At 72.2% G+C, this 14,653-nt stretch carries 12 protein-coding genes; 7 read left to right on the top strand and 5 right to left on the bottom strand.

All coding sequences use genetic code 11. The features are described 5' to 3' along the window. The first annotated feature begins 80 nt into the window (after positions 1-80). The 7 genes from ACFZCD_RS26570 (at position 81) to ACFZCD_RS26540 (ending at position 9,336) form a co-directional block, all read left to right on the top strand. Positions 81-1,049 (top strand): LysR family transcriptional regulator, encoded by a 969-nt coding sequence (locus ACFZCD_RS26570; protein WP_391835061.1) that lies wholly within the window; start codon positions 81-83, stop codon positions 1,047-1,049. A 273-nt stretch (positions 1,050-1,322) separates the two neighbouring features. Next, entirely contained in the window at positions 1,323-2,765 is a 1,443-nt protein-coding gene (locus ACFZCD_RS26565) for a GuaB1 family IMP dehydrogenase-related protein (RefSeq protein WP_391835059.1), read from the top strand. 334 nt (positions 2,766-3,099) lie between these two features. Continuing rightward, positions 3,100-4,860 (top strand): amino acid permease, encoded by a 1,761-nt coding sequence (locus ACFZCD_RS26560; protein ID WP_391835057.1) that lies wholly within the window; start codon positions 3,100-3,102, stop codon positions 4,858-4,860. Positions 4,861-5,028: 168 nt separating this feature from the next. Beyond that, positions 5,029-5,484, top strand: coding sequence for an Lrp/AsnC family transcriptional regulator (locus ACFZCD_RS26555; protein ID WP_086572781.1), 456 nt, complete (start codon positions 5,029-5,031; stop codon positions 5,482-5,484). A gap of 97 nt (positions 5,485-5,581) precedes the next feature. After that, a complete protein-coding gene (locus tag ACFZCD_RS26550; RefSeq protein WP_391835055.1) occupies positions 5,582-6,535 on the top strand; it encodes a LysR family transcriptional regulator in 954 nt (317 codons plus the stop codon). A gap of 222 nt (positions 6,536-6,757) precedes the next feature. Further along, positions 6,758-7,567: a carbon-nitrogen hydrolase family protein gene (locus ACFZCD_RS26545; RefSeq protein WP_391835053.1), complete on the top strand. Its 810-nt coding sequence runs from the start codon at positions 6,758-6,760 to the stop codon at positions 7,565-7,567. A gap of 68 nt (positions 7,568-7,635) precedes the next feature. Further along, entirely contained in the window at positions 7,636-9,336 is a 1,701-nt protein-coding gene (locus ACFZCD_RS26540; protein ID WP_391835051.1) for a flavin monoamine oxidase family protein, read from the top strand. 48 nt (positions 9,337-9,384) lie between these two features. Here the strand turns inward: ACFZCD_RS26540 and ACFZCD_RS26535 are convergent, their stop codons facing one another. Genes ACFZCD_RS26535 through ACFZCD_RS26515 form a run of 5 tightly spaced genes read right to left on the bottom strand, consistent with a single transcriptional unit; the run spans position 9,385 to position 14,539 of the window. Then, complete coding sequence (locus ACFZCD_RS26535; protein WP_391835049.1) at positions 9,385-10,077, bottom strand: DUF5995 family protein; 693 nt, start codon at positions 10,075-10,077, stop codon at positions 9,385-9,387. Then, positions 10,074-10,919 (bottom strand): polysaccharide deacetylase family protein, encoded by an 846-nt coding sequence (locus ACFZCD_RS26530; RefSeq protein WP_391835047.1) that lies wholly within the window; start codon positions 10,917-10,919, stop codon positions 10,074-10,076. Before ACFZCD_RS26530 ends, ACFZCD_RS26535 begins: the two co-directional genes overlap by 4 nt. After that, on the bottom strand, positions 10,916-13,324 hold the full coding sequence (locus tag ACFZCD_RS26525; protein WP_391835045.1) for a tetratricopeptide repeat protein: 2,409 nt from the start codon (positions 13,322-13,324) through the stop codon (positions 10,916-10,918). Before ACFZCD_RS26525 ends, ACFZCD_RS26530 begins: the two co-directional genes overlap by 4 nt. Next, positions 13,321-14,223: a serine protease gene (locus ACFZCD_RS26520; RefSeq protein WP_391835043.1), complete on the bottom strand. Its 903-nt coding sequence runs from the start codon at positions 14,221-14,223 to the stop codon at positions 13,321-13,323. Before ACFZCD_RS26520 ends, ACFZCD_RS26525 begins: the two co-directional genes overlap by 4 nt. Before the next feature lie 10 nt (positions 14,224-14,233). After that, positions 14,234-14,539 carry a CU044_2847 family protein gene (locus tag ACFZCD_RS26515; RefSeq protein ID WP_391835041.1) on the bottom strand — a complete coding sequence of 102 codons (306 nt, stop codon included), beginning with the start codon at positions 14,537-14,539 and terminating at the stop codon, positions 14,234-14,236. Between the last annotated feature and the right edge of the window lie 114 nt (positions 14,540-14,653).

Raw genomic sequence — 14,653 nt, 5'->3', positions numbered from 1 at the left:
CCGGGCGGGGATTCCACGCTGATTCCGCTGGGCACCCATACATCGGCAAAAGCAGCACCACAAAGGGGGATCCGGGCCACATGCTGAACCTGCGGCGCCTGAAATACTTCGTCGTGCTCGCGAGAGAGCTCCACTTCGGACGTGCGGCCGAAGCCCTGGGCATCACGCAGTCGGCGCTGTCGCAACAGGTGAAGGCTCTGGAGAAGGACGTCGGCGCCGACCTCATCACCGGCCGCGGGGCCAAGGGGCCCGAGCTCACCGAGGCCGGCCGGGAGCTGGTGGAGGGGGCGGACCGCATCCTCTCCCTCTGCGACGACCTCACCACCCGCCTGCACGACGTGGCGACCGGCCGGGCCGGCTCGATCGCGCTGGCCTACAGCCTCTCCGGCGCCTCGCTCGGGCAGCAGGACATCGTCGAGGCATTCCGCAAGCGCTTCCCGGCCGTACGGGTGGAGACCGACTCGGGCTGCTCGGCGCGGAACCTCGACATGCTGCTCGACGGGCAGGTCGACGTCGCCTTCATCCGGCAGGAGGCCCGCTGCCCGGAGGTGGACTCCTTCGTCCTCGCCGAGGAGGAGCTGGTGGCCGTCCTCCCGTCCGGCCACCGCCTCGGCTCCTCGCTGCGCGTCGCCCGCGAGCAGCTCCGGGACGAGCCCCTCGTGATGTGGCCCCGGAAGCTCGCCCCCGAGCTGTACGACCGCATCGTCGGCCAGGTGTGGGGCGACGGCGCGGCCCCGCGCATCGTCCAGGAGGAGCCGGACTACGAGAGCGTGTGCTCGTTCGTCGAGCGGGGGAGTGCGGTGGCCGTCATGGACCGGCGGGTGGCCGAGCGGTTCGTCCGTCACGGCATGTCCGTGCGCCGCTTCACCGCCCCGGTGCCGGTCACGAAGATCGCCCTGGCCTGGCGCCGGGCCACCCGGTCGCTCGTGGTGGCGAACTTCCTGTCGGTCGCCCGCGCCAACCGGCACCAGCTGGTCGGCAGCCACCGGAGCCCGCGGGGCCTGCAGTACACGGACCTCGCGGGAGTGGGGATCTCCAGCACGGCGTGAGGGCCGGCGCGGCACCGGGCACCCGCACCGCGTGAATGCACCGGACGCCCGCACCGCATGAATAACGGTGCAAACGCCATCAAGCCGGACGGCTCGGGCGAAGCCACAGGCCGCGCCCGAGTCGCTTGGCCGAAGTCACAGAATGCGACTTCAGTTCGCCACAACGGCCCGTAATCGTGGATGATGGGTCCAGGAACCTCAGCCCGTTCCGGTGTCGGCCCGGTCTGACTCCCCACCCGCTCTGTACGTAAAATCGCAGGTGAGAGAGCCAGTATGCGTTTCCTTAACGACCAGAAGCCGCCGTACGACCTCACGTACGACGACGTGTTCATGGTGCCGAGCCGCTCCGCGGTCGGCTCCCGTCAGGCCGTGGACCTGTCCGCGCAGGACGGGACCGGGACCACCATCCCCCTCGTCGTCGCGAACATGACCGCCATCGCCGGCCGCCGCATGGCCGAGACCGTCGCCCGCCGCGGTGGCATCGTGGTCATCCCGCAGGACATCCCGATCGAGGTCGTCACCGACGTCATCTCCTGGGTCAAGAGCCGCCACCTCGTGCTCGACACCCCGATCGTCCTCAGCCCCTCCCAGACCGTCGCCGACGCGCTGTCCCTGCTGCCCAAGCGGGCCCACGGCGCCGGCGTCGTCGTCGACGCGGACCGGCGCCCCGTCGGCGTCGTCACCGAGCACGACCTGACCGGCGTGGACCGCTTCACCCAGCTGTCCGAGGTCATGTCCACCGAGCTGCTGCTCCTCGACGCGGACATCGACCCGCGCGAGGCGTTCAACCAGCTCGACGCCGCCCACCGCAAGCTCGCCCCCGCGGTGGACAAGGACGGCCGGCTCGCCGGCATCCTGACCCGCAAGGGCGCCCTGCGCGCCACGCTCTACACCCCCGCGACCGACGCGCAGGGCAAGCTGCGCATCGCCGCCGCCGTCGGCATCAACGGCGACGTGGCCGGCAAGGCCAAGGCCCTGCTGGAGGCCGGCGCCGACACGATCGTCGTGGACACCGCGCACGGCCACCAGGAGTCGATGATCGCCGCGATCAAGGCCGTCCGCGGCCTGGACCCGCAGGTCCCGATCGTCGCGGGCAACATCGTCGCCGCCGAGGGCGTGCGCGACCTCGTCGAGGCCGGCGCGGACATCATCAAGGTCGGCGTGGGCCCGGGCGCCATGTGCACCACCCGCATGATGACCGGCGTGGGCCGCCCGCAGTTCTCCGCCGTCCTGGAGTGCGCCGCCGAGGCGAAGAAGTACGGCAAGCACGTCTGGGCCGACGGCGGCGTCCGTCACCCGCGCGACGTGGCCATGGCCCTCGCCGCCGGCGCGTCCAACGTGATGATCGGCTCCTGGTTCGCCGGCACCTACGAGTCCCCGGGCGACCTGCAGCAGACCGCCGACGGCCGCTCCTACAAGGAGTCCTTCGGCATGGCCTCCGCCCGCGCCGTGCAGAACCGCACGTCCACGGAGTCGGCCTACGACCGGGCCCGCAAGGGTCTGTTCGAGGAGGGCATCTCCACCTCGCGCATGTTCCTCGACCCCGCCCGCCCGGGCGTCGAGGACCTGATCGACTCGATCATCGCGGGCGTCCGCTCCTCCTGCACCTACGCGGGCGCCGGCTCCCTGGCCGAGTTCGCCGAGCGTGCCGTCGTCGGCGTCCAGAGCGCCGCCGGCTACGCCGAGGGCAAGCCGCTGCACGCCAGCTGGCAGTAGCCTCCACGGGCCCCATGGGGGCGCGATCCGGTTCACCGGGTCGCGCCCCCTTTTTGCTGCCCATATACCGATTCATAACGCGACGTGCAACGATCGCCCGTTCTGGACCCCCCGACGCAATGATCAGCCGGGCATACGCAAGAATGGTGCATTACGAGCGCGGGCCCTGACCTCGTAGGGTCTGCGCAGAACGTGGAGTGGCGGGTACCGCTTGCTCGGCGGTACCCCCTCGCTACGGGTTTGCTCTGTCATGCCCGCGCGCCCCCGGGGCCGCCGTGTGTCGCCGCTCCCTGACCGGCATCCCCCGACCGGCAGTCATGAACGGAGCAACCCCGTGTTGGACCAAGGCATCGCGCCCCCCGTCACCGGTGACAAGCGGCCTTCCCCGCTTCCGGCCACCGGCTTCGGCGCCCGCCTGATGCGCCGCAAGCCCGTCGAGCGCCTGGTCGCCGAGGGCGGCCACGGCGAGGGCGGCTCGCTGCGCCGCTCGCTCGGCATGTGGCAGCTGACCATGATCAGCATCGGCGCGACGCTCGGCACCGGCATCTTCGTGGTCCTGGGCAACGCCGTGCCCCAGGCCGGCCCGGCCGTCGTCATCTCCTTCGTGCTCGCGGGCGTCACCGCGCTGTTCTCGGCGGTGTCCTACGCCGAGCTCGCCGGCACCATCCCGGTCTCCGGCTCCTCGTACTCGTACGCCTACGCCACCCTCGGCGAGATCATCGCCTGGGTCTGCGGCTGGTGCCTGATCCTGGAGTACGGCGTCTCCGTCGCGGCCGTGGCCGTCGGCTGGGGCCAGTACCTCAACGAGCTCCTCGAGGGCACCATCGGCGTCACCATCCCGGCCGCCCTGGCCAATCCGCCCGGCGCCGACGGCGGCATCTTCAACCTGCCCGCCCTGCTCGTCGTGCTGCTGTGCATGGCCTTCCTGATCGGCGGCGCCAAGGAGAGCGCCCGCGCCAACACGATCATGGTCGGCGTGAAGATCGTGGCCCTGCTGCTCTTCTGCGCCGTGGCCTTCACCGGCATCCGCGCCGGCAACTACGCGCCGTTCATGCCGCTCGGTCTCGGCGGCGTCAGCGCCGCGGGCGCCACGCTCTTCTTCTCGTACATCGGCTTCGACGCCGCCTCCACCGCCGGTGAGGAGGCCAAGAACCCGAAGAAGGACCTGCCCAAGGCGATCATGCTGTCGCTGCTGATCGTCACGGCGCTGTACGTGCTGGTCGCGGCCGTCGCGGTCGGCGCCATGCCGTGGGGCAAGTTCGAGGGCTCCGAGGCCGCCCTCGCCGGGATCATGAAGGACGTCACCGGCCAGAGCTTCTGGGCCGTGCTGCTCGCCGCCGGCGCGGTCATCGCCATCGCGAGCGTCGTCCTGACCGTCCTCTACGGCCAGACCCGCATCCTCTTCGCGATGTCCCGCGACGGCCTGGTCCCCAAGGCCTTCGCCAAGGTCAACCGCAAGGGCGTGCCGATGGCGAACACCGTGATCGTCTCGCTGTTCTGCGGCGTCCTGGCCGCCGCGATCCCGCTCGGCCAGCTCGCCGACGCCACCAGCATCGGCACGCTCTTCGCCTTCGCCCTGGTGAACGTCGCCGTCATCGTGCTGCGCTTCACCCGGCCGGACATGCACCGCAGCTTCCAGGTGCCGCTGTCGGGCGTGCGCATCCTGGTGGGCCGGGTGCAGGTGCCGCTCGGCCTGATTTTCCCGGTCCTGGGCTTCGGGATGTGCGTCTTCATGATGTTCAGCCTCGACGTCGTCACCTGGAAGGTTTTCGGCGGCTGGATGCTCGCCGGCCTGGTGATCTACTTCGCCTACGGCATGCGCAGGTCGCGACTGGCCGGTGACGGTGCGGCCGAGCTCGCCCCGGTGACGGAGCAGGCGGCCGCAGGGGCCGGCGCGAAGACCGGTGCCAAGAGCCCGGCCAAGGCCGGTGCCAAGGCGGGTGCGAAGGCCGGGACCGCGACGGCGAAGAAGGCTGCCACTGCCGCCCCGGCGCGCAAGGCCGGGAACGCGTCCGCGGGCACCTCCGGCGCGAGGACCGGTGGCAAGAGCCGGCCGAAGTCGCAGAAGAAGAAGGGACGCGGCAAGAGGAAGTGACCTCCTGCCCGCCGCCCCCGTGATCCCCGCCCGGGATCAAAAGGAACACCGCACCGCCCCCGGCCCGCCGGGGGCGGTGCGCGGCGTCCGGGTCGGGAACACCGCCGGGTACGTGATCTACTGCTCGTAGCAGCAGCTGGTTACCCGTAGAAATGTGATCCACCCGCCGTGCGATTGAATGAGCTCGACGAACGCATCGTGCATGCCCTGGCCGAAGACGCCAGGCGCTCCTACGCCGACATCGGCGCGGAGGTCGGTCTGTCCGCGCCGGCCGTGAAGCGGCGTGTGGACAGACTGCGCGCCGAGGGCGCCATCACCGGTTTCACCGTCCGCGTGGACCCCGCGGCGCTCGGCTGGGAGACGGAGGGCTTCATCGAGCTCTACTGCCGCCGCAACACCTCGCCCGAGGCCATCCACCGCGGCCTCTCGCGCTACCCGGAGGTGGCCTCGGCCTCCACCGTCACCGGTGAGGCCGACGCCATCGTGCAGATCTTCGCCTCCGACATGCGCCACTTCGAGCGCGTGCTGGAGCGCATCGCCGGGGAGCCGTTCGTCGAGCGCACCAAGTCGGTGCTCGTGCTCTCCCCGCTGCTGCGCCGCTTCAGCTCCGGCGCTCCGTCCTGAGCCCCGCCGCCACCGCGGCGGCCAGGACCACGACGACCACGGCGGACGATCCCGTGGATTGCTTTCCCATGCAATGAGTGCAGGGAATACTTGCGCCATGCGCAAGGAAGCAGATGAGCGGCGTGTGACCCCCTCCTCCCCGGCGGGCGGGCTGGCGAAAGTCGACCTGAACCTGATCGTGGCTCTCGACGCCCTGCTCACCGAGGAGAGCGTCACGGCCGCCGCCGACCGTCTCGGTCTGTCCGGCCCCGCCATGAGCCGCGCCCTCGGCCGCATCCGGCGCGCGCTCGGCGACCCCGTGCTCGTCCGGGCCGGCCGCCACATGGTCCCCACGCCCCGGGCTCTCGCCATGCGGGCCGAGGTGCGGCGCGTCCTGGCCGACGCCCGCTCCCTCTTCGCCCCCTCGGCGCCGTGCGACCCGGCCGCCCTGGAGCGCGCCTTCACCCTCAGCGCCCACGACAGCCAGGTGATGGCCTTCGGCGCGCCGCTCCTCGGCCGCGCCGCCCGGGAGGCCCCCGGCGTCACCCTCCGCTTCCTCGCCGAGGGCGCCGCCGGCGTGCCCTCCCTGCGCGACGGCGCCCTCGACCTGGAGATCGGCGTCATCGACCGCAACGAACCCGAGATCCGCGTCGAGCCCCTCACGAAGGACCGCATGGTCGGCGTCGCCCGGCCCGGCCACCCCCTCCTCGACGGGCCCGTCACCCTGCGCCGCTACGCCGCCGCGAGCCATCTCGTCGACTCCCGGCGCGGCCGCCTCTCCGGGCCCGTCGACGAGGCCCTGGCCGCGCACGGCCTGCGGCGCCGCGTCGCCGGCACCGCCCCGACCTTCGCCTCCGCCCTCTTCGTCATCGCGGGCAGCGACGCGGTCGGCCTCGTCTCGGAGCGGATCGGCCGCCCCGCGGCGGCCGCCCTGGGCCTGGTGACCTTCGAGGTCCCCCTCGACCTGCCGGCGCTGGCCATCTCCATGGCCTGGCACCCCCGCCACGACGCCGACAACGCGCACCGCTGGCTGCGCGGCATCGTCCGCGACACGGTGCGCGGGACCGTGTGAGGCTCCGGATCCGGCACGGCCGGACGCCCGCCCCTCACGCCCCGGAGAGGTCCACGCAACGAATCGCGCCGAAAGCCCCGAAAGGCGCAACGAATCGCCCGGCCGCACGCAACGGACGAGCCTTGTCCGGCCCCGACGGCGGCCCGTACCGTCAAGGCGTCTTAACGCACGCCCCCTCAGGGGCCCCGCACGCCCCCTCCGATCCAGGTGAAGTGAGGCCGCATGACGCCGCCGCGTATTGCGCTGTACCAGGGCCCCGCCGGCGTTCCCTCCTCCACCTCGGACAGCCTCGCCGCCCTCGACGCCGCCGCCCGCCGGGCCGCCGCCGCAGGGGCCCGGCTGCTGCTGACCAGCGAGCTGTTCCTCACCGGCTACGCCCTCGGCTCCGCGGTCGCCGACCGCGCCGAGACGGCCGACGGCCCCGGCGCCCGGGCCGTCGCCCGCATCGCCGCCGAGCACGGCCTGGCCGTGGCCTACGGCTACCCCGAGCGCGACGCGGACGACCCCGCCGTGGTCTACAACGCCCTGCAGCTCATCGCCCCCGACGGCGCGCGCCTCGCGAACTACCGCAAGACCCACCTCTTCGGCGCGTACGAGACCGCCCAGTTCCGGCCGGGCACCGACCCCGTCGTGCAGGCGGACTTCGCGGGCCTCCGCCTGGGCCTGCTGATCTGCTACGACGTCGAGTTCCCCGAGCCCGTCCGGGCCCACGCCCTGGCCGGCACGGACCTGCTGCTCGCGCCCACCGCGCTGATGCGCCCGTACGAGATCGTGCCGCAGAGCGTGATCCCGGTGCGCGCCTGGGAGAGCCAGCTGTACATCGCCTACGCCAACCGCTGCGGCGACGAGGGGGACTTCGCCTTCGCCGGCCTCAGCTGCCTCGCCGCCCCCGACGGGACCGTACGGGCGCGGGCCGGGCACGCCGAGGACCTGATCACCGCCGACGTGGACCCGGCGCTGCTGAAGGCCTCGCGCGCCGAGAACACCTACCTGAGCGACCGGCGGCCGGAGCTGTACGTTTCGCTCGTCTGACCGCCCCGCCCCGCCCCGCCCCCGCCGCTCCAGAGCCGCAACCCCCACTTCGCAGGAGAGTTCAGCCGATGACGTCCATGGTGCCCACCGCCGCCCACGACGAGCCGTCGGAGCCGGCCCTGCCCCCGATCACCATGGTCGGCCCGGACTTCCCCTTCCCCTACGACGACTTCCTCGCCCACCCGGCGGGGCTCGGCCAGATACCGGCGACCGAGCACGGCACCGAGGTCGCCGTCATCGGCGGCGGCCTGTCGGGCATCATCACCGCCTACGAGCTGATGAAGATGGGCCTCAAGCCCGTCGTCTACGAGGCCGACAAGATCGGCGGCCGGCTGCGCACCGTCGGCTTCGAGGGCTGCGACCCGTCGCTGACCGCCGAGATGGGCGCGATGCGCTTCCCCCCGAGCTCCACGGCGCTGCAGCACTACATCGACCTGGTGGGCCTGGAGACCAAGCCGTTCCCCAACCCGCTCGCGCCCGACACCCCGTCGACCGTCGTCGACCTCAAGGGCGAGTCGCACTACGCGCAGACCATCGACGACCTGCCGCCGGTCTACCGCGAGGTCGCCGACGCCTGGAGCGCCTGCCTGGAGGAGGGCGCGGACTTCTCCGACATGAACCGCGCCCTGCGCGAGCGCGACGTGCCGCGCATCCGGGAGATCTGGGCGAAGCTCGTCGAGAAGCTCGACAACCAGACCTTCTACGGCTTCCTGTGCGAGTCGGAGGCGTTCAAGTCCTTCCGGCACCGGGAGATCTTCGGCCAGGTCGGCTTCGGCACGGGCGGCTGGGACACCGACTTCCCCAACTCCATCCTGGAGATCCTGCGTGTCGTCTACACCGAGGCGGACGACCACCACCGCGGCATCGTCGGCGGCAGCCAGCAGCTCCCGCTGCGGCTGTGGGACCGCGAGCCGGGGAAGATCGTCCACTGGGCGCCGGGCACCTCGCTGTCCTCGCTGCACGGCGGCGACCCGCGCCCGGCCGTGACCCGCCTGCACCGCACCGCGAACAACGGCATCACCGTCACCGACGCCTCCGGCGACATCCGCACCTACAAGGCGGCGGTCTTCACCGCCCAGTCGTGGATGCTGCTGTCGAAGATCGCCTGCGACGACTCGCTGTTCCCCATCGACCACTGGACGGCGATGGAGCGCACCCACTACATGGAGTCGTCCAAGCTGTTCGTGCCGGTGGACCGGCCGTTCTGGCTGGACAAGGACGAGGAGACGGGCCGGGACGTCATGTCGATGACGCTCACCGACCGGATGACGCGCGGCACCTACCTCCTGGACGACGGGCCGGACAAGCCGGCCGTCATCTGCCTCTCGTACACCTGGTGCGACGACAGCCTCAAGTGGCTCCCGCTGTCGGCCAACGAGCGCATGGAGGTCATGCTCAAGTCGCTCGGCGAGATCTACCCCAAGGTCGACATCCGGAAGCACATCATCGGCAACCCGGTGACCGTCTCCTGGGAGAACGAGCCCTACTTCATGGGTGCGTTCAAGGCGAACCTGCCGGGCCACTACCGCTACCAGCGGCGCCTGTTCACGCACTTCATGCAGGACCGCCTGCCCGAGGACAAGCGCGGGCTCTTCCTCGCCGGCGACGACATCTCCTGGACGGCGGGCTGGGCCGAGGGCGCCGTGCAGACCGCGCTCAACGCCGTGTGGGGCATCATGCACCAGTTCGGCGGCGCGACCGACCCGTCCAACCCGGGCCCCGGCGACCGCTACGAGGAGCTCGCGCCCGTCGAGCTGCCGGAGGACTGAGGTCCTCCTCCCTTGACAGAGGCTCCCCGGCCCCCCAGCCGGGGAGCCTCACCCCAGGGGCGTGAGCAGGCAGCGCCCCACCAGCCCGACGCTCGCGTCGATCCGCTCGGTCAGCTCCTCGGCCACGTCGGGCATCCCGCGCACCGCCCACAGCGCGCGGAAGGACGCCCACGCCCCGCGGCGCGCCGCCTGCAGGGACCACGAACCCACCAGGTGCGTCAGCGGATCGGCGACGTCCAGCAGATCCGGGCCGGGCATCAGATCCTCGCGGATCCGCTCCTCCATGGCGACCAGCAGGCCGCCCACCCGGTCGAAGTCGCCCTCCATCACGTACGGCTGGACGCGCAGCGACCGGCACGTGTCCAGGAGGGCCAGCGCGAGGTCGTGCCCGATGTGCGCGTTGATGCCCGCCAGCGCGAACTGCAGCGGGCGGACGGCCGGATGGCCGCGCAGCTGGAACAGCGGCTGCCAGCACGCCGGCGGGCGCCGGCCCGCCGCCACGTGATCGACGGCGGCCAGATACCGCGCCGCGAACCGGACGGCGAGCTCCGTGGCCGCCGCGCCCTCCCGGAACCCACCGGCCTCCGCCCGCTCCGCGACCCGCCGCGTGACCGACAGATACACGCGGTTGAAGACATGCAGCCCGTCCCTCGGGGGGAGCGCTCCGTCCAGCATCCGCATCTGCGCCAGCACGTCCTCGATCCCGGCCGGCGCCGCGGGCTTCGCCCAAGTCAGCGTCATGCACACAGAGTGACACGTGAATACGCAGAGTAGGGGGATGGGTCGGGTAGTTGACCGGAACGGATGAACGGGCAGGCCTGCGGGGCATATGCCCGCAGGTCGGCGAATCCGTACCCCCGTGCCCGCACGCCCGCGATGATCCGCGGAAGCGCCAGGGCGTCCAGTACGGGACCGCCGTCGTCGCTGCCCACGTGCATCTGGATGACGGCCCCGGGCCGTACCGCGTCCAGCGCCCGCCGGACCGCACGGTCCGCCGTCATGCCGCCGGAGGCCCCCAGGTATCCCTTGGTGTCCGTGGTGAATTCGAGGTCCGCGAACCCCAGCGCGTTGACCACCGCGATCCCGCCCGGCGTCGTCTCGCTGTAGGGGAAGCGGAAGAACGGCAGTGGCTCCACCCGCCCCGCCGCCCGGATCGCCCGGTCCGCCCGCAGCACCTCCGCGGCCGCCTCCCCGGCGCCCAGCCGGTCGAAATGCGGGTGGCTGTACGAATGGTTGCCCAGCCCGAACCCCTGCGCGGCCATCGCCCGCACCGCCCCCGGATGCCGCTCGGCGAAGTCCCCGGTCGGGAAGAACGCCGCCGGCACCCCCTCCCGCCGGAGCGTCGCCAGGACGTCCCCGATCCCGGCCTCGTCCCACGCCGCGTTGAACGTCAGCGCGACGACGGGGCGTTCGGCCGGCAGGAGCCTGACCTCTTTGCCGAAGAGGTCCGGGACGGGGGAGGGGGCGGCGGCGCGGGACGGGAGGGGGACGAGGGCGAGCACACCCGCGACGGCCAGGAGCAGTGCGGCGAACAGCGCTCTGAAGGAAACAGGAGCGGATGCGGTTGCGGTGAGAGGTCTCATGCCCCGTCAACGCCGCGCGGGCGCCCTGCGGCACGCGCGGCGGCCGCCCGCCGGAACAGCACGACGGCCTCGTCCGCACGACCGAGTTGTTCGAGGCAGTGGGCTTCGTCGTTGAGGCTGGCGAGAGTGTCCGGGTGAGCCGGGCCGAGGGCCTCCTCACGGCCTCGTGTCACCTGCCGGTACGAGTCCAGCGCCTCCTCCCACCGGCCCAGCCAGCCCAGGGCCACGGCGATCTCCCGGCGGCTGACGAGCGTGTCGGGGTGGTCCGGGCCGAGGACGCGTTCCCGGACGGCACACGCCGCACGCGCCTCGGCCAGCGCCTCCTCCCACCGGCCGAGCCGCCCGAGATTGACGCCGAGGCCGTGCCGGGCCCGTAAGGTCTCCGGATCCTCGGGGCCCTGGACGCGCGTCCGGTCCGCGACCAGGGCGCTGTAGACCTCAAGGGCCTGTGCGCTGCGTCCCAGGCGACCGAGGCAGACACCGACCTCGTAGCGGGCGGCGAGCGTTTCGGGGTGGTCGGGGCCCAGCGCCCGGACGCGGCCGCCGGACACGTCGCGGTACGTCGCCAGCGCCTCTTCCCACCGCCCGAGCCGCCCGAGCGCGTAGGCGATCTCGTACAGCGTGGTCAGGGTGTCGGGATGCTCGGTCCCGAGCCTGCGGGACCGGGCCTCGGCCACCTCGCACGCCATGCGGTACGCCTCCTCCCAGCGCCCCAGCCGCCCGATGCTGAAGGCGAGGTTGTGCCGGCAGCGCAGCGTGTCCGGGTGCTCCGCTCCCATCGTGCGCTCCCGGGTGCCCAGCACCTCCGAGTACACCTGGAAGGCCTCGAAGTGCCGCCCCAGCCGGCCGAGGACGCACGCCATCTCCTGGCGCGCCGCGAGGCTGTCGGGGTGCTCGGGGCCGAGAACCCGGGCGCGGGCGCCGGCGACCTGCCCGAAGAACCCCAGCGCATCGGCGTGACGACCCAGTTTGGACAGGGCGAAGGCGATCTCGTACCGGCTCGCCAGCGTGTCGGGGTGGTCCGGGCCGAGCAACCTCTCGCGGGCCGCCGCGACCTGCCGGTGCGAGCCGAGTGCCGCGGACCAGGCCCCCTGCCGCCCGACATGGAAGGCGAGTTCGTGACTTTCCTCAAGGAGAGCCAGTAACTCCTGCGAGGCGACGGCGGGCTGCGGCGGCGCGCTCAGCACCCGGGACGCCACGTCCGGCGACATCAGCTCCTCGTGGGGGTGCCACTCGTCGCCGACGGCCGTGCGCACCAGAGTGAGCTGGGATCCGTATGCGTTCGGGACGCCGTCGGTGCCCTGCATGCGGCGGCACGCCTTCAAGGCCCCCTTCAGCAGCAGAGCGGCGGGATGCTCTGCCCCGACGCCGGCGGTGGTGACGCGATCGGCCGCGCTCAGGGCCGTCGCGGCGCGCTCCAACTGGCTGGGCGACTCCGTGGCCCTCGCCAGGTCGAGTTCGGCGCACGCGTGGTTCGTCAGCGCGGTGATCGTGAGGGGGTGGCGGTCGCCGAAGCAGCCCGACGCCCGTACCGCCGCCTCCTTCAGCGCCTGCACGGCGTGCTCCAGCCGTGAAAGATCCTCCGTCCGCCGTGCCGTCTCGAACTCCGCGCAGGCCAGGTCGATCGCAGCGGTGACGGCCTGCGGGTGGCGGGCGCCCAGTTCGGCGGCGGCCCGGGCCGCGACGGTGGCCAGCACGTCGGTGACCTGTGCCATGCGCTCCCGGGCGTTCAGCGACCGCGCCCATTCGAACTCCACGGCCGCCCGCAGGATGAGCGCCGAAACCTCCGCAGAGCGCTGCGACTCCGGCGCGCCGCGTCGCTCCCGGTCGGCTTCGCGCAGCTCTTCGGCCACTTGCCCGAGCTGCACGGGATCGTTGTTCCAGCGGGCGAGCGCCAGGTCGACGGAGCCGAGCAGGCGCCGCACTTCGTGGTCGTCACCCCCGTCGAGCGCGAGCCGCGCGAGCCCGACGACGCTCTCGGCCTTCTCGAAGTCACCGGCCCGCGCGTGGACTGCGGCGAGGTTCGCGAGCGTTTCGGCCCGTACGTGCTGCTCGGCATCGAACCCCCGAGCTCTCTCCAGCGCGTGTTGTGCCTCTTCCAGTTCCCCCAGGTCGGCCATCCTCGCCGCCAGTTTGTTCAGCGCCGCGGCCTTGGCGGAGCTGTCGAGGGCCCATGAGCGGGGGACGCCGAGCGCAGCGATGCGCAGAATTCTGAATGCATTCCTGTGCTGGCCCAGGGCAAGGAACAGTGTCGACAGGTAGCAGGTGTCTTCGACCGTGCCGGGGCGAACCGAGAGGGAGGAGGAGACGGCCCTCATGGTCATCGAGAGCAACGAATACGCATCACCTCGCCCGGTCACTGCCTCCTCGGTCTTCCTGATCACCTCTCCCAGCTCATCCGTCATGGCATGTCACCCCCCAGCGCCAGGTCGATGACGTTCTTCGCGACGTGCACCTGCAACCCGGCAACCTGCGCCGGATCGATGAGGCCTCGCTCCGACCACTCCTTGAGCGCGCTCAACAGCGCCTCGCCCTTGGCGACCGCCGCGTCGACGGAGACCGGAGCGGATGGTGCTTCAGAAAGGGCGCCCACCGGAACACCGACTGCCGGCGGAGCCACCACCCCTCTCGTAGCGGACTGCTCCTCCTGCCGCCCCGTCCGTTCCGCGGTGCTAGCCGGCGGCTCCAGCGCCCGCAGCAGGTGGCCCGTACGGAAGTGGGGGAAGCGGCTCATCACCTCCCGGAGCGGCACGGCGAACAGCACGTTCGCCGCGCGCTCGGGCGCCTGCCGGTCCGGGTACTGCTCGATCAGGACGCCGAGCAGGGCCGGTTCGCACGTGTGTGTGCTCTCCCGCTCGACCGGTCCGCCCGAGTAGCCCGAGTAGTCGCCCAGGGTCTGCTCCGCCAGGAGCTGGATGGCCTGGATGCGCCCGCCGCCCACGCACGTGTAGTCGACGGAGTGCTCGTCCACGTGCCCGCTCAGGTGGGGATCGCTCAGCGAAGGCCGGTGCAGCCCGCGCCAGCGGTCGCCGCGGCGGGGGAGGTCCCCTACGGGCAGGGCCGGCGGCACCAGCTCCGGTTCGAGGACCTCGATCAGGGCGAGGTCGGCCTCTTCGACGCGCCGGCAGACCCGTCCCCCGACCGCGGTGCCGTCACCGAGGTGCACGCTGATGCGCTCCTCGTCACCTCTCAGGTACCGCAGGCAGTGATTCGCCGTCAGTACGAAGCACCGCGTGAGCAGCAGCCCCGCCCCCAAGGACCTGTCCGCCTCGTACAGGTCGACCGCGTAGCCGGATCCGGGCACAGCAGGCCCCTCAGGCGCGCTCCACCGTCAGCGTCACTTCGAAAGACGCCTCCGCGGACGCCTTCGAGAGGATCACCCCGGCCTCGGCCGCGAGCGTCACCCCGAAGGTGACCTGCAGGCTGCCGACCCGCCAGCCGTCGCGCTCCTGCAGCCGGTCCAGGGAGCCCTGGGCGATCGCGGACGCGGAGGCGATGGCCTGCTGCAGCTCTTCCGACCGCTCCTCCAGCGAGGACGTGCGGCGCACCCGGCTGCTGATCTGCCGTGACCCGTGCGCGTCGAGCTCCACCGTCTCCACGCGGACCAGCGGTTCGGACATGGCGGGCTCCCCCGATTCCTCCATGAGCTTCACCGGCCGTGACACGGCGGCGGTTTCAGCCTAGCCACGCGGGGCCCGCGTGGCAGGGGAATCGGGGGAGTGCCCGGCGCCCGG

Source organism: Streptomyces sp. NPDC008001 (genome assembly GCF_042958085.1).
GTDB lineage: Bacteria > Actinomycetota > Actinomycetes > Streptomycetales > Streptomycetaceae > Streptomyces.
Note: the sequence above shows the minus strand (reverse complement) of the source record. Positions and strands in the feature narration are given on the sequence as shown.